Source organism: Streptomyces sp. NPDC090106, assembly GCF_044747265.1.
Taxonomy (GTDB): domain Bacteria; phylum Actinomycetota; class Actinomycetes; order Streptomycetales; family Streptomycetaceae; genus Streptomyces.
This window is the reverse complement of sequence record NZ_JBIVDS010000008.1, coordinates 257,354-277,629: the sequence shown is the minus strand read 5'-3', so window position 1 is coordinate 277,629 and position 20,276 is coordinate 257,354. Positions and strand designations below refer to the sequence as shown.

Genomic DNA, 20,276 nt, shown 5'->3' with positions numbered 1-20,276 from the left:
GCATGACCAAGGAGCGGTCGAAGGCGGACGGGGCGGACGACGATCCCGCTCCGGCGCGGCGCGCGGGCGACCGGGGCCGCTACGGCCGGCTCAGCCGCGAGCGCGTCCTGGCGAGCGCCCTCGACCTGGTCGACCGGGACGGCCTGTCCGCGCTGAGCATGCGCCGCCTCGGTGCCGAACTGGGCGTCGAGGCGATGGCCCTGTACCGGTACGCGGCGAGCAAGGACGCCCTGCTGGACGGGCTGGTGGAGGCACTCCATCTGGAGCTGGAGGAACGGTTGGCCGCCGCGCCGCCCCGGGCGGACCGGCGGGCCGAGCTGGAGCGGATCGCGCGGGAGACGTACGCGGTGTGCCTCACCCACCCCCAGGTCGTGCCGCTGCTGTCCACCCGCATGCTGGCCGTGCCGCTGGCCCGCCGCCCGCTCGCGACACTGCGCCACCACGAGCGCGTGATCGCCCTGCTCCAGGAGGCCGGGCTGGACGCGGACCGCTCCGCCGCCGTGTTCCGCGCCTTCACGGCCTGGGTGCTCGGCTATGTCTCGGTGGAGCTCCAGGCCATGGTCGACAGCCCCGACGAGCCCGACCCCGCCTTCCGGCTCGGCCTGCACCACATGCCGGCCCAGGAACTCCCCCGGCTGCGCGCCGCGGCCCCGTCCCTGGCGGAACGGGGCGGGGCCGACGGGCTGGCGGCGGGACTGGACGCGCTGCTCGACCGGTTCACCGCGGGCCGCTGAACCGGTCGCCGCTCAGGCCGACCTGACCGCCCCCACGCTCGCCGCGACCACCAGCGCCACCGCCCCGCACTGCGCGGCCGTCATGCCCTGCCCCAGGACCAGGTACCCGGCGAGGGCCGCGACCGCCGGGGCGAGGCTCGTGAGGACGGCGAAGGTGGCCGCGGACAGCCGGCGCAGGGCGAGGAGTTCGAGGGTGTACGGCACCCCGGAGCTGAGCACCGCGATGGCCAGGCCGAGGCCCAGCACCCCGGGTTCCAGGAGCGCGCCGCCCGCCGAGGCGACACCGAGCGGGAGACTGACGAGGGCGGCGACGCACAGCGCGATGGCCAGTCCGTCCAGGCGGGGGAACCGGGCGCCCGCGCGGGCGTTGAGGACGATGTACGCCGCCCACAGGGCCCCGGCGCCGACCGCGCAGGCGGCTCCCACCGGGTCGAGACCGCCGAAGCCGCCACCGCCGAGCAGACCGACCCCGGCGAGCGCGAGCGCGGCCCACAGCAGCCCGGCGGCACGGCGGTCGACGAGGACGGACAGCAGGAGCGGGCCGAGGACCTCGAGGGTGACGGCCGCGCCCAGCGGGATGCGGGCGATGGCCTGGTAGAAGAGCAGGTTCATACCGCCGAGGGCGAGGCCGAAGCCGACGACGACCGTCCAGTCGGCGCGGGAGTGCCCTCGCAGCCGGGGCCGGGCCACGGCGAGCAGCAGCAGTGCGGCGAACGCGACGCGCACCGCGACCGTGCCGAGCGCTCCGGCCCGGGGGAAGAGCAGCGCGGCGCTCGCCGAGCCGAACTGCACGGACACCATGCCGGCCAGGACCAGGCCGACACCGCCGAGCGAGCCGGGCCCGTCCGGGGCGCGCGAGGTGAGCGGGGCGTCGACGGTCGCCGTGCGTACCGGGGAAGTCATGCCGTCCACGGTAGGGAGCCGGACGCTCGCCGTGAAATGCCGTTTTCCCTGCGGTTATGCTCTGCGGACATGACCGTCGAGCTGCGTCATCTGCGGGCCTTCCTCGTCATCGCCGAGGAGGGCACCATCACCCGTGCCGCCGCCCGGCTGCACATGAGCCAGCCCGCGCTGTCGCGCACGCTGCGACAGCTGGAGGACCACCTCGGCGCACGGCTGGCCGACCGGTCGACGCACCATCTGGAGCTGACCGCCGACGGCCGGGTGTTCCGCGACAAGGCCGCCGCCGCGCTCTCCGCCGTGGACGCCGCCCTCGACCCGGGCGGGCTGCGCAGCTGGCCGCTGCGGCTCGGGCATCCGTGGGCGGCGCTCGGCGATCACACGGTCGCGCTGCTGCGCCGCTGGGACGAGACGCACCCCGGCACCCGCCTCGAACTGCTCCGCGTCGACGACCGCACGGCCGGCCTGACCCGGGGCGCGGTGGACGCGGCGCTGCTGCGCGGGGCGGTGACCGCGCCGGGGCTCCGCACCGAACTGCTGACCTGGGAGGAGCGGGTGGTGGTCCTGCCGTCGGACAGTCCGCTGGCCGCACTGGACCGGGTCACGCTGGCGGACCTCACGCCGTACCCGATCGCCCTGAACACGGTCGCGGGCACGACGACCATGGACCTGTGGCCGGTGTCGGCGCGGCCGGGCGCGAGCATCGAGGTGACCAACACCGACGAATGGCTGATGGCCATCGCGGCGGGCCGGGCCGTCGGCATCTCCACGACGGCCACGCCCGGCAGCCACGCCCACCCCTCGCTGGTCTACCGGCCGCTGGCGGACGCGCCGCCGGTGCCGGTGGTGCTGGCCTGGCGCGAGGGGAAGGGGCATCCGGCGATCCCGGACCTGGTGGCGCTGGCGCACGACGTGGTGGGCGCCGGGACACCGCCGCGTATCCTTCCGCCGTGATCGAGAACGCACCCCTGCGGCTGCCCGGCATGCCGCTGCACGACCCGTTCGTGGTCGCCGACGCGACGACCGGCACCTATCACCTCTACACCGCCAACGAGCCGTCCGTGTCGGGGGTTTCCGGCGTCGGCACGATGGTCTACCGGAGCCGGGACCTGCGGGACTGGACCCGCCCCGACGTCGTGTTCCGCACGGACGCGCAGGAGAACCTGTGGGCCACGGAGGGCTGTTGGGCGCCCGAGGTGCACAAGTGGCGTGACCGGTACTACCTGTTCACCACGCTGCACGACGAGAACAGCCCTCTGCCGGTGCCGCCGGCCGGCCGGTGGGGCACGCCGTTCCAGCTCCCCAACCACGCGCGCGGCACCGTCACCGCCGTGTCGGACTCCCTGACGGGCCCGTTCACGGTCGTCGACCCGTCCGGGCCCACCCCGCCCGCGCGGCTCATGACGCTCGACGGCACCCTGTACGTCGACCCGTCGGGGCAGCCGTGGATGGTGTACGCCCACGAGTGGCTCCAGACGGTCGACGGCACCATGGAGGCGATCCGCCTCGCCCCGGACCTGACCGGGACCATCGGCGACCCGGTCTTCCTGTTCAAGGGCTCGGACGCGGGCTGGCTGGGCGAGCGGATCCCGGCGGGCGTTCCCGCGCAGCTCCCGCCGTACATCACCGACGGACCCCAGCTCCACCGGGCGCCGAACGGCTCGCTGCTCATGCTGTGGTCGACGTACGAGAAGGACACCGTCGGCCCGGACGGGAACATCACCGGCGGCTATGTGCAGACCTACGCGGTCTCCCGGTCCGGTGAGCTCCAGGGGCCGTGGGAGCAGCGCCGGCCGCTGGTGCGGGAGGACAGCGGGCACGGGATGCTGTTCCACACCTTCGACGGGACGCTGATGCTGGTCCTGCACCGGCCGTTCGAGAACGCGCGCGGCAAGCTGTACGAGATGGGGCTGGACGGTGACGAGCTGCGGATACTGCGCCGGCGCGACGACCTCGACGGCGGCGGCTGAGCGCCTCATCCGCTGTCACATGTGAACGACCCGTGGGTACCGTGGAGGGATGACCCGCTGGCTGAACCCCGAAGAGCAGCGAGCCTGGCGCGCCTTCCTCGCCGCCGGCGCGCGCCTGGACCGGCGGCTGGACCAGCAGCTCAAGGAGGACGCGGGGATCACGCACCTCCAGTACGAGATCCTCGTGCGGCTCGGCGGGGCGCCCGGCGGTGAGATGCGGATGAGCACACTGGCGGACGCGCTGCTGAACACCAGGAGCGGACTGACGTACCAGATCGGCCAGTTGGAGAAGGCCGGCCTGGTGGGCCGCCGGCACTGCCCCTCGGACACCCGCGCGGTGTTCGCCGTCCTCACCGACGCCGGACGCCGCACACTGGAGGAGGCCGCCCCCGGCCATGTCGGCCTGGTCCGCGAGCTCCTCATCGATGTGCTCACCCCGGAGCAGCTGACGTCCCTCGCGGACGGCCTGGAAGCGGTCAACGACCGGATGCGGACCGGCTAGGCGGGCGGTGCCGTGCTGCCGCGCACCTCCAGGGCCGGCAGGGCGAGGTCGACGGCGCGGGGACGGTCCGGGGTCTCGATACGGTCGAGGAGGTGCTGGGCGGCGCGGCGGCCCACGTCGTGGCTGGCGTTGTCGACGGTGGTCAGCCACAGGTGGCGCAGCCGGGCGAGGTACGTGTTGTCGTAGCCCACGAGGGAGAGGTCCCGGGGCACCGTGAGGCCGCTCTCCTCGGCGGCGGACAGGGCGCCGACACAGGTCATGTCGTTGACCGCGAAGACCGCGGTGGGCCGCCGGGGACGGCTCAGCAGCCGCACGGTGGCCCGGTAGCCGCCCTCCTCGGTCAGGTCGCCCTGCTCGGTGACCGCCTCCCCCGCCAGTCCGTGCTCCCGCATGACCGCCTCGAAGCTGCGCCGCCGCAGCTCCCCCACCGCGCCGGGCCCGGTGATGTGCGCGATGTGCCGGTGGCCGAGGCCGATGAGATGCTCGGTGGCCAGCCGGGCGCCGTGCTCGTCGTCGTTGGCGACGACGTCCACCCCGGGCAGCTCGGGCTCCCGGGCGCCCGCGACGACGGTCGGGACGCGTCCGGCCGCGGCACGCAGCGCCTCGGGGTCCTGGAGGGTGCCGACCGCGATGAGGCCGTCCACGCGCAGATCGGTGAAGGCGCGGGTGAGGTCCTCGCCGAGCCGCCGGTTGAGCCGGCCGTCGGCGAGCAGCATGCGCAGCCCGCTGTCGTACAGGCGGGAGTTGAGTCCGTCGAGGAGTTCCACGAACCAGGGGTTGCGCAGGTCGTTCAGCAGCACGCCGACCGTGCGGGTGCGGCGTTCGCTCAGGCTCCGGGCCGCCGCGTTGGGCCGGTAGCCGAGCTCCTCGACGGCGGCGAGCACGGCCGCGCGCTTCTCGGGGCGCACCCCCTCGGAACCCCGCAGCACCAGCGAGACCAGGGACTTGGACACACCGGCCCGCTCGGCGACGTCACGGATGGTCGGGGTCCTCATGACATGGACCGTTCCATGGAGCGCCTCTCGTTGTAAAGGCCTTGACACCTGCCGGAAACCGACCCATCGTGAGCCGTCGAGGCTTTGGAACGGTCCAAAGAGTGGCGTTCCACGGTCCGCGGTCCCCAGTCAGCAGCGCGGGAAGGGCAGTCATCGTGAACAGGCTCGGCATCGCCGTGGTGGGTTTCGGCTGGATGGGACGGGTGCACGCGCAGGCCTACGCCCGTCTCCCGCACCACTTCCCCGGCCTCCCCCTGCGACCGGACCCGGTGACGGTCGCCGACGAGGTGCCCGGACGGGCCGAGGAGGCGGCGGAGCAGTACGGCTTCGCGTCCGCGGTCCGCGACTGGCGCGAGGTGGCCGCCGATCCGCGGGTGCGGGCCGTGAGCATCACCGCCCCGAACTTCCTGCACCGGGAGATCGGCGTGGCCATGGCCGAGGCCGGGAAGCACATCTGGATCGAGAAGCCGGTCGGGCTCACCGCCGACGACGCCCGGGCGGTCCGTGACGCGGTCGCCGCGGCCGGGGTCCAGGGCGCCGTCGGCTTCAACTACCGCAACGCGCCCGCCGTGGAGGCCGCGCGCGAGCTGATCGCCTCCGGCGGGATCGGCCGGGTCACCCATGTCCGGGTGCGGCTGCTCAGCGACTACGCCGCCCACCCCGAGGGCGCGCTGACCTGGCGGTACGAGAAGGAGCGCGGCGGCAGCGGCGTCCTCGGCGACCTGGCCTCGCACGGCGTCGACCTCGCCCGCCATCTGCTCGGCGAGATCGAGTCGCTGTGCGCCGACACCGCGGTCTTCGTGCCCGAGCGGGCCCGCCCCGGCGGCGCCACCGCCGGGCACACCCGTGCGACGGGCGGCGAACCGGGCCCGGTCGAGAACGACGACTACGTGAGCTGCCTGCTGCGCTTCGCCTCCGGCGCCCGGGGGGTCCTGGAGGCCTGCCGGGTCTCGGTCGCCGAGCAGAACAACTACGGCTTCGAGATCCACGGCACCACCGGCGCCGTCTTCTGGGACTACCGCCGCATGGGCGAACTGGCCGTCAGCCAGGGCACCACCTACCAGGACCAGCCGGTCAGCACCGTGTACGTCGGCCCGGGCGCGGGCGAGTTCGGCGCCTTCCAGCCGGGCGCGGCCAACACCATGGGCTACGACGACCTGAAGGTCGTCGAGGCGTACCGGTTCCTGCGCTCCGTCGCCGAGAACACCCCCTACGGAGCGACCCTCGACGACGCGGTGGCGAGCGCGACGGCACTGGACGCCATGTCCCGCTCCGCCGAGCGGCGGACGTGGGTGGACCTCGGGTGAGCGCGATACGGGTCGGGTGATCGGCGCCGGGGCCATGGGCGCCGAGCACGCCCGCATCCTGCACGGCCAGGTCTCCGGCGCCGTCTTAGCGGCGGTTGCGAACATCCCGTGCTGTGCGAGCAGCCACCGGCGCCGACGGCCGAGCAGTGCCCGCAGGTCGTCTCGGCCGAGCGGGCCTCGGACGGCGGGCTGATCTCCCTCGGGCGGCGGACCGGCCCTGACGTACACCGGGCCCGCAACCGGCCACGCCGCCCTGCACTTCGAGGCGGCGGAGGTCGCGCGGTGCGGGGCGGCTCCGGTCACCGCTGCGGACACTGGAGGACTCGCTGGTGACGCTGCGCGCGATGGACGGCGTCCGGCGGGCTGCCCGCATCCGGTTCCAGGAGCGCGTCGTGTCCGGCGAACCGGCTCCCGGGGACCGAGGGACCCCACCGAGATCGCCGCGAGCCTGGGCCTGAGCAGGACCCCGGTCCGGGAGGCCATCCTCCAGCTGGACAGCGCCGGGCCGGTGCAGCGCCTCCCCCACCGGGGCGTGGTCGTCGCCGGGCCGGACCTGGAGCTCGCCGAGGAGGTGACGGCGCTCCGCATCCACCTGGAGACGCAGGCCGCGCGGATCGCCGTACCGCGGCTGCGCGAGGAGGATCTGGCCGAGGTGGGGGCGGCGCACGAGCGGTCGGGCCCGGCGCTCGCCGGGGAGCATCCGCAGCGGGAGTTCAACGAGCTCCACCGCCGCTTCCACAGGGCGCTGCACCGGCGGGCGCAGTCCCCGGTGCTGCTGCGGGAGATCGAGAGCCTCGCCGGGCAGGCGGAGCGGGTGCGGATGCACTTCGACCTGCGCGAGAGCCCGGCCGAGGAAGCATCACGCGGCCAGCCTCGCGGCCTGCGAGCGCCGGGACCCCGAGGCGGTGGCGGCGACCCGGGACCACATCCTCCGGGCGCACCGGATGGTGCGGGGCGACGGCTGCCGCGTCGAGCCCGGTTCGCCGCTCGCCGCCGTGCTCGGCGCTCGCCGGGGATCATGGATGACCGAGGTCGCACGGCCCGTCACCGGCCGGCGTCCGGAGCACCGGAGTACGATGGGTTCAAATTTGAATCATCGCCAGCTTGTCCAGCCCCACCTGGGAGGACGCCATGCGCGTCGCGATCACCGGTTCCACCGGACTCATCGGTTCCGCCCTCACCCGTTCGCTCCTCGACGACGGCCATCAGGTGCTGCGTCTGGTCCGTGAGCGGTCGGCGTCCGCGCCGCACGGCGACGGCAGCGAGTCGGCGGTGTGGGACCCGGACGCGGGACGGATCACGCCCGGCGCGCTCGACGGAGCGGACGCGGTCGTGCACCTGGCGGGCGCCGGGATCGGGGACAAGCGCTGGACCGAGGCGTACAAGCGGCTCGTCCGCGACAGCCGGGTCAAGGGCACGACGACCGTCGCACGGGCCGTCGCCGAGTCGGCCGCCCCGCCCCGCGTCCTGGTCTCCGCCTCGGCGACCGGCTACTACGGCGACACGGGCGACCGGGTGATCGGGGAGGACGCGCCCGTGGGCGACGACTTCCTGGCCGGGGTCTGCGCCGACTGGGAGGCCTCCGCGGACCCGGCCCGGGAGGCGGGGGTGCGGGTCGTGCACCCGCGCACCGGGCTGGTCGTGTCGGCCAAGGGCGGCGCCTTCGGCAAGCTGCTCCCGCCGGCCCGGTTCGGTCTCGGCGGCCGGCTGGGCTCGGGCGAGCAGTACTGGCCGTTCATCTCGCTCACCGACCACATCGCGGCCCTGCGCTTCGCCATCGAGCACGAAGGGCTCTCCGGTCCGGCCAACTTCACCGCCCCTGAGCCCGTCACCAACGCCGCCGTCACCCGGGCCGTCGGCCGGGCGCTGCACCGTCCGACGCCCGCGGCGGTCCCCGCCTTCGCGCTGCGCGCCGCCCTCGGCGAGTTCGCGGAGACCGTCACCTGTAGTTGCAGGGCCGTGCCGAACGCCCTGCTCGCGGCCGGCTTCGAGTTCGCGCACCCGACGATCGACGCGGCGCTCGACTCCGTGCTGAAGACACCCGCCTGACCGGCGCACACAGATCAGCGGGCCCGCCGTGATCGGCGGACCCGCTGATGAACACCGTCGGGACGACAGGATTTGAACCTGCGACCCCTTGACCCCCAGTCAAGTGCGCTACCAAGCTGCGCCACGTCCCGGTGCCTGTCTGACCTGGGGTTTCCCCTGGGCCAACGTGCAGGGAAACAATACCGCACTCGGGTCAGTGGTCGCGCACCCGTTTCCCGGGCACCGGGCCCCGTGCCGGTGCCGGGGCGTCCGCGCGGACCAGGTCGCGGATGGCGGGCACGGAGAGCAGCACGGCGCAGACGACGAGGCTCATCGCCCCGGCCACCAGGAGCACCCGGTCGGCGCCGAGGGCCGCGGCGGAGGGTCCGGCGAGGGCCTGGCCGACGGGCATCAGGGCGAGGGAACCGGCGACGTCGTAGGCGTGGATGCGGTTGAGGGCGTCGGGCGGGACCTGGGTCTGGATGCTGGTCGTCCACATCACGCTCCAGAAGGACATGCCCGCTCCGGCGACGGCGGCTCCGGCGGCCATCACGGGCAGCCCGAACCCGGCGCCGACGGCCGCGGGGAACGCCCCGAAGCCGACCAGGGCGAGGGACCCGGCGCGCAGCATCCGCCGGGGGCGCAGCCGCAGGGCGAGGAGTCCGCCGACGACGGTTCCGGCACCGAGGGCGGAGTTGACCAGGCCGTAGGCGCGCGGGCCGTGCTCCTGGACGACCTCGGTGGCGACGAGCGGGACGGTCGGCCCGGACACGGCGATCATGTACAGGCCCCAGACGGCGATCACACCCCAGAGCCAGGTCCGGGAGCTGAACTCGCGCCAGCCCTGGACGAGATCGGCCCGGAAGCCGGCGGTGCGCCGGGGCGGGACGCTGTCGTCGAGGGGGCGCGGGGGCAGCCTGAGCAGGATCAGGCACAGGGCGCTCACCGCGTAGGTGGCGGCGTCGGCGGTGAAGACCCCGCCGGCCGAGGTGAACCCGACGAGCACGCCCGCGACCGCCGGCCCGGCGAGCTGGGCGGCGGCCTCGGCGATGCGGATCGCGCCGTTGGCGCCCTGGATGTCGGTGGCCAGGCGGGGGACGGTGCTGGCCACGCCGGGCTGGAACAGCGCACCGGCGAGGCCGTTGACGAACCCGATCGCACAGACCTCCCAGAGCACGACATGCCCGGAGAAGAAGAGGGCGGCGGCCAGGGCCTGGGTGCCGAGCCGGACCAGGTCGGCGCCGATCATCAGCCGGCGCGTGTCGAAGCGGTCGGCGACCACCCCGCCGAAGACGACGAACCCGGCGAAGGCGGCGGTGGTCGAGGCCATCGCGAGGCCGACGGCACCGGCGCCGTACCCGTGCTGGAGCAGGCCCGTGGCGAGGGCGACGGGGAGCATGGTGTGGCCGAGGGCGGCGACGGCCCGGGCGACGAAGAACAGGGCGAAGTCCCGCGACCAGACGCCACGCGCCGCCATGCCGTACCCCTCCGCGCCCCGGTGGCCCGCTCTCCCCGCGCCCGCCTGTGCGGATCATGCCACGGCCAGCCGGTGGCGCCCGGGGGATTTTCAGGCGTCGGCCGGACGCCCCAGCCCGGGGTGGCTGTCGAGCAGCCGGGGCGGGGCGGCCTGGCGCCAGGAGTCGGCGAGGATGTCCCGCAGTTCGTCCTCGTCCTCGACGGCGGCGAGGCGGGCCCGCACCCACGCGAACTGCGCCTCGTGCTCGGCGATCCAGAACTTCTCCGGTTCGGCGAGCACGAGTTCGTCCCGCTCCTCCTTGGGGCAGCGCACCGCGATCGACGTCTCGTCCTCGGGGAGCGTGGCGAACATCTTGCCCGCGACCCGGAAGGTGGGCATGCTCCAGGCGACCTTCTCGGAGGTGTCCGGCAGGGACAGGGCGATACGGCGTACGTCTTCGGCATCCGGCATGCACCGCACCGTAGCCGCTGCCACTGACATTCACCTGGTGGGAGCGGTGGGCCTCTTGTAGTAGAGGGTCGTCCCGCGCAGGACGCCGCCGGGGTCGGCCGCGTAGTCGGGGATGACGCCGACCCTGGTCCAGCCCGCACGGCCGTAGAGGTGTTCGGCGGGGCTGCCGGTCTCGGTGTCGAGGTGGAGCAGGGTCACCCCGGTCTCGGCGGCGGCTTCCTCGGCGGTGCCCAGCAGGGTGCGGCCGAGGCCGTGCCCGCGGGCGTCCCGGTGCACCATCAGCTTGACCAGTTCGGCGCGGTGGCGGCTGTTGGGCTTGTCGGGGAAGGCCAGACCGACGGTCCCGAGGATCCGTCCCTCCCCGTCCTCGGCCACCCACACGGCCAGGGAGCCCGCGGCCACGTCCGTGACGCGCCCCTCCCACCAGGCGGCGGCCGTGGCGCGGTCGAGCGGGGCGAGGAACCCGATGGAGGCGCCGCCGCCCACGGTGTCGACGAGCAGATCGGCCAACTCCACGATCCGGCGGGTCAGTTGTCCGGCGTCGAGGCGGATGACGTTCACGGCAGCACCACCGCGAGGACGTACCGCGCGGGCGTGTCCCCGGCGCACCGGAAGCGCGTGGGGCCCCACACCCGCATGCGCAGGCAGTCGCCGACGCCGAGCCGGTGACCGATCTCGCGCTCGGTGACGTCGAGGGCTCCGTCGAGCACCCAGATGTGCTGTTCGAGGCCGGGCACGGGCGGCCGGTCGTAGGCGATGTCCGTACCGGGCGCGAGGGTGCCCTCGACCAGTTCGCCCCGGAGTCCGGGGTGCGGCGGCGACACCGAGCGCCGGACGAACCCGGAGGCCCGGTCCTCCCACACCGTCTGCTCGCCCGCGCGCACCAGCAGCGCGGGCTCGGTCTCGACCTCGCTGAGGAGCTGGGACATGGTCCGCCCGTACACCCCGCACAGCCGGTTGAGCAGGGAGGCGGTCGGACTGATCTCGGCTCTCTCGGCACGTGACAGCGTCGACCGGCTGACCCCGCTGCGCTCCGCCAGCTCCCCCAGCGACCAGCCCCGCTCACCCCGCAGCTCGGCCAGCCGCGCGCCGAGCCGCGCGTCGACGGGGTCGGGGCGGACTTCGGCGCCCTGTTCTGCCTGTTTCATATCAGGGACGATATCCCAGATATGAAACAGGCGGGTTGACGACCGCTCCCGGCCCGCGGTCCTACACCCCCGCCGCCTCCCCCAGCGCCTCCAGCACCGTCCGGATCAGTGGATGGTCCTCCGCGCCCCGGCGGACCGCGGCGAAGACGCGGCGGGTGGGGGCGACGCCGTCGACGGGGTGGACGACGACGCCCGTGAGGTCCATGCCGCGCAGCGCCGAGCGGGGGACGAGGGCGACGCCGACGCCCGCCGAGGCGAGGGCGACGACGGCACGGAAGTCGTCCGAGGAGTGTTCGAGGCGGGGGTCGAAGCCCGCGCTCTCGCAGGCGAGGACGACCACGTCGTGACAGGGGTTGCCGGGATAGGGGCCGATCCAGGGGTCCTTGGCCAGCTCGGCCAGCGGGACCTCGGCGGCGTCGGCCAGCCGGTGGGTCACGGGCACGACGGCGTCGAACGGCTCGGCGTACAGCGGGACATGGGTCAGCCGCGGGTCGTCGGCGGCCGGGGCGCCCCGGTACTCGACGGCGACGGCCACGTCCACCTGCCGGTCCAGGACCATCGGCAGGCTGGCGTCGCCCTCGGCGTCCTGGACGCGGATGCGGATGCCGGGCGAGGTGGCGGCGAGGCGCGCCACGGCGGGGGCGACGACCTGGGCGATGCCGGTCGCGAAGGAGGCGACGGTGACGGTGCCCGCCTCGCCCGAGCCGTAGGCGGCGAGTTCGGCCTCGGCCCGCTCCAGTTGGGCGAGGACCGCGTTGGTGTGGGCGAGCAGGATCTCCCCCGCCGGGGTCAGCCGTACGCCCTTCGCGCCGCGCTCGACCAGACGGTGCCCGGTCTCCTGCTCCAGGGCGGTGAGCTGCTGGGAGACCGCGGAGGGGGTGAGGTAGAGCGCGGCGGCAGCCGCGGTCACCGTACGGTGGTCGGCCACCGCACGGAGGATGTGGAGCCGCCGCGCTTCGATCATGAGACCGATTGTCTCAAATGCCCCCGTGTGCTCCGGATCCGGCTCAGCCCTCCAGCTCGGCCCGCGCCGCGACGAACGCGTCCACGGCCCGGTTCACGTCCTCGGTGGAGTGCCCGGCGGAGAGCTGGACCCGGATGCGGGCCTGCCCCTGCGGGACCACCGGGTACGAGAAGCCGATCACGTACACGCCGCGCTCCAGGAGCAGTTCCGCGAGGCGTCCGGCCTTCGCGGCGTCGCCGATCATCACGGGGGCGATCGCGTGGTCGCCGGGGAGGATCTCGAAGCCCTCCTCGGTCATCCGGCGGCGGAACAGGGCGGTGTTCTCGTTCAGCCGGACCCGCAGGTCGTCGGCCGCCTCCAGCAGGTCGAGGACCTTCAGGGAGGCGGCGGCGATCACCGGCGCGAGCGTGTTGGAGAACAGGTACGGGCGCGAGCGCTGACGCAGCAGGGCGACGATCTCCGCGCGGGCCGCGACATAGCCGCCGGACGCCCCGCCGAGCGCCTTGCCGAGGGTGCCGGTGACGATGTCGACGCGGTCCATGACGCCGTGCAGCTCGGGGGTGCCGCGTCCGCCGGGGCCGACGAAGCCGACGGCGTGCGAGTCGTCGACCATGACCATCGCGCCGTAGCGGTCGGCGAGGTCGCAGACGTCCGCGAGCGGCGCCACATAGCCGTCCATGGAGAAGACGCCGTCGGTGACGATCAGCGTGCGCCGCGCGCCGCCCTCGGCCGCCTCCTTCAGCCGCTGTTCCAGGTCGGCCATGTCACGGTTGGCGTAGCGCAGACGGCGGGCCTTGGACAGACGGATGCCGTCGATGATCGACGCGTGGTTCAGGGCGTCGGAGATCACCGCGTCCTCGGGGCCGAGCAGGGTCTCGAAGACACCGCCGTTGGCGTCGAAGCAGGAGGAGTACAGGATCGTGTCCTCCTGGCCGAGGAACGCCGACAGCCGCGCCTCCAGCTCCTTGTGGACCTCCTGCGTGCCGCAGATGAAGCGCACGGACGCCATGCCGTAGCCCCACCGGTCGAGGGCCTCGTGGGCGGCGGCGACCACCTCGGGGTGGTCGGCGAGGCCGAGGTAGTTGTTGGCGCAGAAGTTGAGGACCTCGCCGGGCCGGCCGCCCGCGGAGACGCGGACGGTCGCGGACTGCGGGGTGTCGATCACGCGCTCGGGCTTGTGCAGACCGGCGGCGCGGATCTCGTCGAGGGTGGTGCGCAGATCGTCGCGGACGGAGTCGAACATGAGGGGCTCCTGAGGTGCTGTCGCCGGGGAGGAGGTACGAGGTGCGAGGTGCCGGGCGGGGTCACGCGGTCCAGTCGAGGATGACCTTGCCGCCCTTGCCGCTCGCGGCGTCGGCGAAGGCCGCCTCGTGGTCGCGGTAGCCGTAGCGGCCGGTGATCACGGGGGCGAGGTCGAGACCCGCCTCCAGGAGGACCGACATCGCGTACCACGTCTCGAACATCTCACGGCCGTAGATGCCCTTGATGGTGATCATCGAGGTGACGATCCGCGCCCAGTCGACGGGGAACTCCTGGGACGGCAGGCCCAGCATGGCGATCCGGCCGCCGTGGGTCATGTTGGCGATCATGTCGCGCATCGCGGTGGGGTTGCCGGACATCTCCAGGCCGATGTCGAAGCCCTCGCGCAGCCCCAGGGAGCGCTGTCCGTCGGCGATGGTGGACCCGGCGACGTTCAGGGCGAGGCTGACGCCGATCTTGCGGGCGAGGTCGAGGCGTTCCTCGCTGACGTCGGTGACGACGACGTTGCGGGCGCCCGCGTGCCGGGCGACGGCCGCCGCCATCAGGCCGATCGGTCCGGCGCCGGTGATGAGGACGTCCTCGCCGACCAGCGGGAAGGACAGCGCGGTGTGCACGGCGTTGCCGAACGGGTCGAAGATCGCGGCCACGTCGAGGTCCACGGGGACGCGGTGCACCCACACGTTGGCGGCGGGCAGCGTGACGTACTCCGCGAAGGCGCCGTCGCGGCCCACGCCGAGCCCTACGGTGGCGCGGCACAGATGACGCCGGCCGGCGAGACAGTTGCGGCACTTGCCGCACACGAGATGGCCCTCACCGCTCACCCGGTCGCCGGCCGCGATGTCGGTGACGTCCCGGCCGGTCTCCACGACCTCGCCGACGAACTCGTGCCCGACGACGAGCGGCGTGCGGATCGCCTGCCGCGCCCAGCCGTCCCACGCGCGGATGTGCAGGTCGGTGCCGCAGATACCGGTGCGCAGCACCTTGATCAGCACGTCACCGGGGCCGACGGCCGGCTCCGGCACGTCCACGAGCCACAGTCCGGGCTCCGCCTTGTCCTTGACCAGCGCCTTCAACGCCACGGCTCCTGTGGGTGCGGTTCCCGGGCACGCCGAAGACGCCCGTGTCCGGGAAGAGGGGTGGGATCAGGAAGAAATCTGCCGTACGGCACCGCCCCGGGTCCATCGAGGATTTCTTAAGCCGCGCCGCAGCTCACCTTCACGCGCGTGTCGACGCCCGCCACGGAAGCGGGAACACCCGCGTCGACCTGCCCGTTGGTACCGGCGAGGACGCTCGACCCGTCCGCCGGACCTGTCCGACCTGGAGCCGCTCATGAACACCGCACGTGATCTCGCGCTCGTCGCCCTGGACGTGGCGCCCGGCCGGTCCGTGGAGCAGGGCGACCTCTCCCTCGCGCTCGCGGGGTCCGAGCTGCTCGACCTGGTGGAGGCGGGCGCCCTCGCCGTGGACGGCGACCGGGTGGTGCCCGGCGGGCAGCCGGTGCCGGACGACCATCTGCTGACGGAGGCCGCCGCCGCGGCCGTACGGCAGGAGCCGTACGAGTCGGTCGAGGACTGGCTGTGGCGCCGGGGCGACGGGCTGTCCGCGGTGTACTCCAAGGCCCTGGAGTCGGAAGGGCTGGCGACCCGGACGCGGGGCCGCCGGATACCGCTGCGCACGGCGCGCACCGAACTGGCCGAGTCGCCCGAGCGGCGCCGGGCCGAGGAGCGGCGGGCCGCGGGCGAGCCGGTGCTGGCGGCGCTGGCCGCCGCGGCGGGCGTCCAGGACGAACCGTCCGGCGAACCGGCCGAGGGGCAGGACGAGTTCGACGACACCGTGACCGCCGTGCTGGCCGCGGTCGGCGACGCGGTGATGGAACTGGAGGGCGTCAGGCAGCGGCGGGCCGTCGAGAACGCCGCGTTCGACAACATCTGGCGCGGCGGCGTGTGACGGCGGTCCGCGGACCGGGAGCCTGCTCCGGCTCAGAGGGGCAGCCCGTCGGCCTCCATGCGCTCCACCCGGGCGACGAGTTCGGCCGCCGCGGACTTTATGGTCTCCAGTCCGGGCCGTCCCCAGGGCCGGGGCTCGATGTCGACGACGCACACCGTGCCGAGGACCATCCCGGACCGGTCGATGAGGGGCGCACCGAGATAGGAGCGGATGCCGAACTCGTCGACGACGGCGTTCCCGGCGAATCTCGGGTAGTCGCAGACGTCTTCGAGGACCAGGGCCTTGCGCCGCGCCACCACGTGCGGGCAGAACCCGTGGTCGCGGGCGAGCTGGCGGCCCAGCTCCGGGCGGGGCTTGTCGGCCGCGGGCAGCGGCCGTGCGTCCGGGGTGTGCAGACCGGCGAAGAACTGCCGGTTCTCGTCGATGAAGTTGACCATGGCGTACGGCGCCCCGGTGCGCTCGGCGAGCCGGTCGGCGAAGTCGTCGAGGGCGGGTTCGGCACAGGTGCCCAGCCCCAGCCCGTGCAGTCGGCGCGCACGGGCGGGGGCGTCCCGGTCCTCGGGGGTGAGCAGCAGCCGGCCGGCGGGGCGTACCGGGTCGTAGCTCATCGGCGGGTTCCGTCGCCGGGGGTGAACGTCATGTGCGGCTCCATGGGGACGCCGTGGCCCGGCGCGGGCGCCGGGGCGTGGGCGATGAGATGGCGGACGAGGGTCAGCAGGGTCTGCACCCCCGAACTGGAGATCCGCGCGTCGCAGCGCACGATGGGGATCTCGGGGGCCAGGTCTATGGCGGCACGGACCTCCTCGGGGTCGTACCGGTAGGCGCCGTCGAACTCGTTGATGGCCACGATGAATCCGAGGCCCCGCTGCTCGAAGAAGTCCACGGCGGCGAAGCACTCCTCCAGGCGCCGGGTGTCGGCGAGGATGACCGCGCCGAGCGCGCCCTCGGAGAGCTCGTCCCACATGAACCAGAACCGCTCCTGGCCGGGTGTGCCGAACAGGTACAGCACGTGTTCCTGATCGAGCGTTATCCGCCCGAAGTCCATGGCCACCGTCGTCTCGACCTTGTTCTCGATCCCGTCGAGGGAGTCGGTCGCGGCGCTGACCGTGGTGAGCAGTTCCTCCGTGCTGAGCGGGGCGATCTCGCTGACCGCGCCCACGAAGGTCGTCTTGCCTACTCCGAACCCTCCCGCCACCAGGATCTTCAGTGCGGTGGGGAAGGCGTCAGAGCTGTCGTCGTAGTCCATCGAGCACTGCCTCCAGAAGGGCCCGGTCAGTCGGGTTGTGGTGGAACTCCGGGGGTTTGGTGGTGAGCGCCCCGCAGTCGACGAGGTCCGACAGCAGCACCTTGGTGACGGCCGCCGGCAGCTTCAGATGGGCGGACACCTCGGCGACCGAGACGGGCGCGCGGCACAGGTCGAGGGCGAGCGTGTGCTCGGGTCCGAGGTAGCCGAAGGGGGTCGCCCCGGTACCGCGCACCTGGGACAGGAGGTCGAGCGCGATGGTCGGCTTGGTGCGGCCGTTGCTGACGGTGAACGGGCGCACCAGGCGTCCGGCCGCGTCGTCGAGCCACGGCCCGTCGCCGGCCGCCGCCACGCTCAAGGCCTCAACGCCGGGGGTTCCGCAGCGTGCTGCCGGGGCGCGGTGACCAGGTAGGGGCGGACGCTCTTGACGAGCATGGCCATCTCGTAGCCGAGGACGGCGGCGTCGGCCTCGCGCCCGGCGAGCACGGCGAGACAGGTGCCGGACCCCGCGGTGGTCACGAACAGCAGCGTGGAGTCGAGTTCGACGACGACCTGGCGGACGTCCCCGCCGTCGCCGAAGCGGATTCCGGCGCTCCGGCCGAGCGAGTACAGGCCGGAGGCCAGGGCGGCCATGTGGTCGGCGCTGTCGGTGTCGAGGCCGTGGACGGACTTCACCAGCCCGTCGCAGGAGAGCAGCACCGCGCTCGTGGTGTGCGGCACGCGCTGCACGAGGCCGCTCATCAGCCAGTCGAGATCGGATACATGGCCGGTCGGCGCTTCGCTCGCCATGGTGGATCGTCTCCTTGAGGTACGAAGGTCCGCGGGAGCGCCGGACAGGGTCAGGGGGGTGGAGGCGGGGGTGGGCGTGGGGGTGTCCGTGGGCAGGGGGATGCTGGTCATCCGGCTGTCGCGCTCCCGTCGTGCCGGGTCGGGCTGTGGGGGAAGTCGAGGTGCGTGAGGTCCAGGGGGGACGGGGCGGAGGTGGGGGCGGGTTCGCCGTCGAGGAGCGGGCGCAGGGGGGTCACGTCCGGGTGGGGGACCTCCCAGGAGCGTGTGCCGCCGTGCCGTCCGTCCGGGTGTGGTCCGTCGAGGTGGCCCGCGGCTGTGTGCTCGGCGTACTCGGCGGATGTGTGGCCCGCGGCCGTGTGGCCCGCAGCCGTGTGGTCCGCGTCCGTGTGCAAAGGGCTGGCGTGCGGGGCGCCCCTGTGCGGGGAGTCGGTGGGCGAGGAACTCCTGCGCGGCAAGTCCATGTGCGGGAAGTCCATGTGCGGGGCGTCCAAATGCGGGGCCGCCATGTGCGAGACGCCCGTGTGGGGGGACGCCATGTCCTCGGCCTCCATGTGCTGTTGCGTCTCCGCGAGGCCGACGCCGCGCTGGAAGGCGGCCATCAGGCCCGGGTCATGGCCGGGATGGTTCTCGGCGTCCTGGCGCGGGAGCGGCGTGGGACCGTCGCGGAGCTGCGGGACGATGTGCTCCTGGGCGCGGCGGCGCGGCAGTTGGGGCTTGCCCATGGTGCCGCGGACGGCGCCGGTGCGCGGGACCGGCGGCTCGGCGGGACGCTCGGCGAGGATCCGCCGGTCGTCGGGCCGGATGCCGGGCACCGCCTCGGCGGGATTGGCCCGCCCCTGCCCGGCCCCCCGTACGGGGAGCGGGACGGCGGGACCGGTGGCCTCCGGTCGCTGGACGCCGGACTGCTCGGCGCCGGGCTGCCGGCCCTCCGGCCGACGCCGGGCCGCGGCGGCGGACACTCTGGTCGACACACCGGGCGACCCGCCGCTCGACGCACTGTCCAACCCAGCACTGTCCAACCCACCGATCGGGTTCGGCACCACGCGCTGCGCTCCGGTGTCACCGGCGAGGGCACCGCCCGCGCCGCCCGAGCCGGGCACGTACGCCTGAGGCGGAAGCGGTGCGGCCGGAGCACCCCCGCCGGCGGAGGTCCCGAGGGCCCCCGCCGCGCCCGGTACGGCTCCCGGCGCACCGGGTTCACCGCCCAGCAGGGCCTGGGGCACGACGAGCACGGCCTGGACGCCGCCGTAGATGTTGCTCTGGAGGCGGACGTTGATGCCGTGGCGCCGGGCGAGCTGCGAGACGACGAACAGTCCGATACGGCCGTCGGCGAGCAGGCTGGCCACGTTGACCTGGTCGGGATCGGCCAGCAGGGCGTTCATCCTGCTCTGTTCCCCGACGGGCATACCGAGGCCCCGGTCCTCGACCTCGACGGCGAGTCCGGAGGTGACGAGGTTGGCGCGGAGCAGGACCTGGGTGTGCGGGGCGGAGAACACCGTGGCGTTCTCGACGAGTTCGGCGAGCAGGTGGATGACGTCGGCCACGGCGTGTCCGCGCAGGGTGCCGTCGATGGGCGGTACGAGCTTGACCCGGGAGTACTGCTCGACCTCGGCGATGGCGGAGCGCAGCACCTCGGTCATGGGGACCGGGTGGCTCCACTGCCTGCGGGAGACCGCGCCGCCGAGCACGGCGAGGTTCTCGGCGTGCCGCCGGATGCGGGTGGCGAGATGGTCGACGTGGAAGAGCCCCTTGAGCAGGTCGGGGTCCTCGATCTCGTTCTCCAGCTCGTCGAGGATGGAGATCTCGCGGTGCACCAGCGACTGGAGGCGGCGGGCGAGGTTGAGGAACACCTCCAGCTTCTGCTCACTGCCCGCGTGGCTGGACAGCTGCGCGGCCGAGACGACGGCGGTGACGGCGCCGTCGTGCGCGCGGGCCAGGTCGGCGGCGAGCAGCTCGAAGTCGTCGGCGTCCTCGGGCGGACCGCCGCGCGGCTTGCGCGGGGCGGGCGCTTCCCCGCGCCGCAGCGCCTCGACAAGGGCCCGCAGGTCCGCTTCTCCGCGCGCGCTGCTGCGGCGCAGCGCGCCGATCCGGTCGCTCACCGAGCGGGCGGCACGGTCGGCGGCCACGGCGGCGATGAGGATGCCGGCGAGGGCCACACAGATCGCCCCGGCGAGGACGCCCCACAGGGTCGGACCGGGCGGGGCCTGGGTGGAGCGGACCGTGAACAGGACGGCGGCCGAGGCGGCGAGGGCCACCGCGACGGGCGGCAGCACGGCCAGTCGCAGCAGCTGTGACCGTATGTGGGTCTCGGGCAGCGGCACGGGGCGGGCCGCTGGCTTTCCGTGCCGGCCGCCCTCACGGCGGTCCGGTCGTGCCGCCGGTGCGCGGAGCTGGGACACCGGTGTCCTCGGGCCCGTCCGTCGGGCCTGGTCCCCGGGCGGGCCCGGACGGCCCCGGCCCGGCTCGCGCGGCCCGTTGCGTGCGCCCGTGCCGTCCTGGGCACGTCCGCCGCGGGCGGCGCGTGCCGCCGCACGGTCGTCGGTCACCGGCGTCCCCCGGCTC

21 protein-coding genes, 1 tRNA gene and 1 pseudogene are annotated in these 20,276 nt (G+C 74.0%); 8 read left to right on the top strand and 15 right to left on the bottom strand.

Annotated elements, in window-relative coordinates; genetic code table 11:
• Positions 1-2: 2 nt before the first annotated feature.
• On the top strand, positions 3-734 hold the full coding sequence (locus ACIPSE_RS26335) for a TetR/AcrR family transcriptional regulator (protein ID WP_401666638.1): 732 nt from the start codon (positions 3-5) through the stop codon (positions 732-734).
• Positions 735-746: 12 nt separating this feature from the next.
• Here the strand turns inward: ACIPSE_RS26335 and ACIPSE_RS26330 are convergent, their stop codons facing one another.
• Complete coding sequence (locus ACIPSE_RS26330) at positions 747-1,637, bottom strand: EamA family transporter (RefSeq protein WP_401666635.1); 891 nt, start codon at positions 1,635-1,637, stop codon at positions 747-749.
• Between the two features lie 69 nt (positions 1,638-1,706).
• On the opposite strand from ACIPSE_RS26330, the gene ACIPSE_RS26325 reads away from it, so the two are divergent.
• The 3 genes from ACIPSE_RS26325 to ACIPSE_RS26315 are packed head-to-tail and all read left to right on the top strand — an operon-like array spanning position 1,707 to position 4,106.
• On the top strand, positions 1,707-2,588 hold the full coding sequence (locus tag ACIPSE_RS26325; RefSeq protein ID WP_401666633.1) for a LysR family transcriptional regulator: 882 nt from the start codon (positions 1,707-1,709) through the stop codon (positions 2,586-2,588).
• 29 nt (positions 2,589-2,617) lie between these two features.
• Complete coding sequence (locus ACIPSE_RS26320; RefSeq protein WP_401667265.1) at positions 2,618-3,604, top strand: glycoside hydrolase family 43 protein; 987 nt, start codon at positions 2,618-2,620, stop codon at positions 3,602-3,604.
• Positions 3,605-3,653: 49 nt separating this feature from the next.
• Positions 3,654-4,106, top strand: a complete 453-nt coding sequence (locus ACIPSE_RS26315; protein WP_401666631.1) for a MarR family winged helix-turn-helix transcriptional regulator — start codon at positions 3,654-3,656, stop codon at positions 4,104-4,106.
• On the opposite strand, the gene ACIPSE_RS26310 is transcribed toward ACIPSE_RS26315, so the two are convergent.
• A complete protein-coding gene (locus ACIPSE_RS26310; protein ID WP_401666629.1) occupies positions 4,103-5,101 on the bottom strand; it encodes a LacI family DNA-binding transcriptional regulator in 999 nt (332 codons plus the stop codon). The genes ACIPSE_RS26315 and ACIPSE_RS26310 overlap by 4 nt on opposite strands.
• Positions 5,102-5,253: 152 nt before the next feature.
• Between ACIPSE_RS26310 and ACIPSE_RS26305 the strand changes: the two genes are divergently transcribed.
• From ACIPSE_RS26305 to ACIPSE_RS26295, 3 genes and pseudogenes are all read left to right on the top strand, one after another.
• Positions 5,254-6,408, top strand: a complete 1,155-nt coding sequence (locus ACIPSE_RS26305) for a Gfo/Idh/MocA family protein (RefSeq protein WP_401667263.1) — start codon at positions 5,254-5,256, stop codon at positions 6,406-6,408.
• A gap of 217 nt (positions 6,409-6,625) precedes the next feature.
• Positions 6,626-7,237: pseudogene (locus ACIPSE_RS26300) on the top strand (GntR family transcriptional regulator); the annotation flags it as partial.
• Between the two features lie 302 nt (positions 7,238-7,539).
• A complete protein-coding gene (locus ACIPSE_RS26295; protein ID WP_401667261.1) occupies positions 7,540-8,457 on the top strand; it encodes a TIGR01777 family oxidoreductase in 918 nt (305 codons plus the stop codon).
• 57 nt (positions 8,458-8,514) lie between these two features.
• On the opposite strand, the gene ACIPSE_RS26290 is transcribed toward ACIPSE_RS26295, so the two are convergent.
• The 8 genes from ACIPSE_RS26290 to tdh all read right to left on the bottom strand — a co-directional run bounded on the left by ACIPSE_RS26290 (position 8,515) and on the right by tdh (position 14,808).
• Positions 8,515-8,588 (bottom strand) — tRNA-Pro (locus tag ACIPSE_RS26290).
• A gap of 62 nt (positions 8,589-8,650) precedes the next feature.
• Entirely contained in the window at positions 8,651-9,913 is a 1,263-nt protein-coding gene (locus tag ACIPSE_RS26285; RefSeq protein ID WP_401666626.1) for an MFS transporter, read from the bottom strand.
• A 90-nt stretch (positions 9,914-10,003) separates the two neighbouring features.
• A complete protein-coding gene (locus ACIPSE_RS26280) occupies positions 10,004-10,393 on the bottom strand; it encodes an MmcQ/YjbR family DNA-binding protein (protein ID WP_401666623.1) in 390 nt (129 codons plus the stop codon).
• Entirely contained in the window at positions 10,394-10,924 is a 531-nt protein-coding gene (locus tag ACIPSE_RS26275) for a GNAT family N-acetyltransferase (protein WP_401666621.1), read from the bottom strand. It lies immediately after the preceding gene.
• Positions 10,921-11,511 (bottom strand): helix-turn-helix domain-containing protein, encoded by a 591-nt coding sequence (locus ACIPSE_RS26270; RefSeq protein ID WP_401666618.1) that lies wholly within the window; start codon positions 11,509-11,511, stop codon positions 10,921-10,923. The genes ACIPSE_RS26275 and ACIPSE_RS26270 overlap by 4 nt, the downstream gene beginning before the upstream one ends.
• Positions 11,512-11,572: 61 nt before the next feature.
• Positions 11,573-12,475 (bottom strand): LysR family transcriptional regulator, encoded by a 903-nt coding sequence (locus ACIPSE_RS26265; RefSeq protein ID WP_401666616.1) that lies wholly within the window; start codon positions 12,473-12,475, stop codon positions 11,573-11,575.
• A gap of 43 nt (positions 12,476-12,518) precedes the next feature.
• Positions 12,519-13,718: a glycine C-acetyltransferase gene (locus ACIPSE_RS26260; RefSeq protein ID WP_401666614.1), complete on the bottom strand. Its 1,200-nt coding sequence runs from the start codon at positions 13,716-13,718 to the stop codon at positions 12,519-12,521.
• Between the two features lie 61 nt (positions 13,719-13,779).
• Positions 13,780-14,808, bottom strand: coding sequence for an L-threonine 3-dehydrogenase (gene tdh / locus ACIPSE_RS26255; protein ID WP_401667258.1), 1,029 nt, complete (start codon positions 14,806-14,808; stop codon positions 13,780-13,782).
• A gap of 256 nt (positions 14,809-15,064) precedes the next feature.
• On the opposite strand from tdh, the gene ACIPSE_RS26250 reads away from it, so the two are divergent.
• Entirely contained in the window at positions 15,065-15,682 is a 618-nt protein-coding gene (locus tag ACIPSE_RS26250; protein WP_401666611.1) for a GPP34 family phosphoprotein, read from the top strand.
• Positions 15,683-15,714: 32 nt separating this feature from the next.
• On the opposite strand, the gene ACIPSE_RS26245 is transcribed toward ACIPSE_RS26250, so the two are convergent.
• The 5 genes from ACIPSE_RS26245 to ACIPSE_RS26225 form a co-directional block, all read right to left on the bottom strand.
• The gene (locus tag ACIPSE_RS26245) at positions 15,715-16,290 is read right to left on the bottom strand and encodes a GAF domain-containing protein (protein ID WP_401666609.1); all 576 of its coding nucleotides are present in this window, start codon (positions 16,288-16,290) and stop codon (positions 15,715-15,717) included.
• Positions 16,287-16,928 (bottom strand): GTP-binding protein, encoded by a 642-nt coding sequence (locus tag ACIPSE_RS26240; protein WP_401666607.1) that lies wholly within the window; start codon positions 16,926-16,928, stop codon positions 16,287-16,289. The genes ACIPSE_RS26245 and ACIPSE_RS26240 overlap by 4 nt, the downstream gene beginning before the upstream one ends.
• Positions 16,906-17,277 carry a DUF742 domain-containing protein gene (locus ACIPSE_RS26235; protein ID WP_401667256.1) on the bottom strand — a complete coding sequence of 124 codons (372 nt, stop codon included), beginning with the start codon at positions 17,275-17,277 and terminating at the stop codon, positions 16,906-16,908. Before ACIPSE_RS26235 ends, ACIPSE_RS26240 begins: the two co-directional genes overlap by 23 nt.
• A 2-nt stretch (positions 17,278-17,279) precedes the next feature.
• The gene (locus tag ACIPSE_RS26230) at positions 17,280-17,714 is read right to left on the bottom strand and encodes a roadblock/LC7 domain-containing protein (protein ID WP_401666604.1); all 435 of its coding nucleotides are present in this window, start codon (positions 17,712-17,714) and stop codon (positions 17,280-17,282) included.
• A gap of 107 nt (positions 17,715-17,821) precedes the next feature.
• Entirely contained in the window at positions 17,822-20,113 is a 2,292-nt protein-coding gene (locus tag ACIPSE_RS26225) for an ATP-binding protein (RefSeq protein WP_401667254.1), read from the bottom strand.
• Positions 20,114-20,276: the final 163 nt, after the last annotated feature.

What these genes read in the sequence shown, in the direction of transcription:
- ACIPSE_RS26270 (WP_401666618.1), bottom strand. Translation starts at nt 11,511, where the DNA reads ATGAAACAGGCAGAACAGGGCGCCGAAGTCCGCCCCGACCCCGTCGAC.
- ACIPSE_RS26245 (WP_401666609.1), bottom strand. Translation starts at nt 16,290, where the DNA reads ATGAGCTACGACCCGGTACGCCCCGCCGGCCGGCTGCTGCTCACCCCC.
- ACIPSE_RS26335 (WP_401666638.1), top strand. Translation starts at nt 3, where the DNA reads ATGACCAAGGAGCGGTCGAAGGCGGACGGGGCGGACGACGATCCCGCT.
- ACIPSE_RS26285 (WP_401666626.1), bottom strand. Translation starts at nt 9,913, where the DNA reads ATGGCGGCGCGTGGCGTCTGGTCGCGGGACTTCGCCCTGTTCTTCGTC.
- ACIPSE_RS26315 (WP_401666631.1), top strand. Translation starts at nt 3,654, where the DNA reads ATGACCCGCTGGCTGAACCCCGAAGAGCAGCGAGCCTGGCGCGCCTTC.
- ACIPSE_RS26295 (WP_401667261.1), top strand. Translation starts at nt 7,540, where the DNA reads ATGCGCGTCGCGATCACCGGTTCCACCGGACTCATCGGTTCCGCCCTC.
- ACIPSE_RS26230 (WP_401666604.1), bottom strand. Translation starts at nt 17,714, where the DNA reads ATGGCGAGCGAAGCGCCGACCGGCCATGTATCCGATCTCGACTGGCTG.
- ACIPSE_RS26325 (WP_401666633.1), top strand. Translation starts at nt 1,707, where the DNA reads ATGACCGTCGAGCTGCGTCATCTGCGGGCCTTCCTCGTCATCGCCGAG.
- ACIPSE_RS26260 (WP_401666614.1), bottom strand. Translation starts at nt 13,718, where the DNA reads ATGTTCGACTCCGTCCGCGACGATCTGCGCACCACCCTCGACGAGATC.
- ACIPSE_RS26250 (WP_401666611.1), top strand. Translation starts at nt 15,065, where the DNA reads ATGAACACCGCACGTGATCTCGCGCTCGTCGCCCTGGACGTGGCGCCC.
- ACIPSE_RS26330 (WP_401666635.1), bottom strand. Translation starts at nt 1,637, where the DNA reads ATGACTTCCCCGGTACGCACGGCGACCGTCGACGCCCCGCTCACCTCG.
- ACIPSE_RS26265 (WP_401666616.1), bottom strand. Translation starts at nt 12,475, where the DNA reads ATGATCGAAGCGCGGCGGCTCCACATCCTCCGTGCGGTGGCCGACCAC.
- ACIPSE_RS26240 (WP_401666607.1), bottom strand. Translation starts at nt 16,928, where the DNA reads ATGGACTACGACGACAGCTCTGACGCCTTCCCCACCGCACTGAAGATC.
- ACIPSE_RS26310 (WP_401666629.1), bottom strand. Translation starts at nt 5,101, where the DNA reads ATGAGGACCCCGACCATCCGTGACGTCGCCGAGCGGGCCGGTGTGTCC.
- ACIPSE_RS26320 (WP_401667265.1), top strand. Translation starts at nt 2,618, where the DNA reads ATGCCGCTGCACGACCCGTTCGTGGTCGCCGACGCGACGACCGGCACC.
- ACIPSE_RS26280 (WP_401666623.1), bottom strand. Translation starts at nt 10,393, where the DNA reads ATGTCAGTGGCAGCGGCTACGGTGCGGTGCATGCCGGATGCCGAAGAC.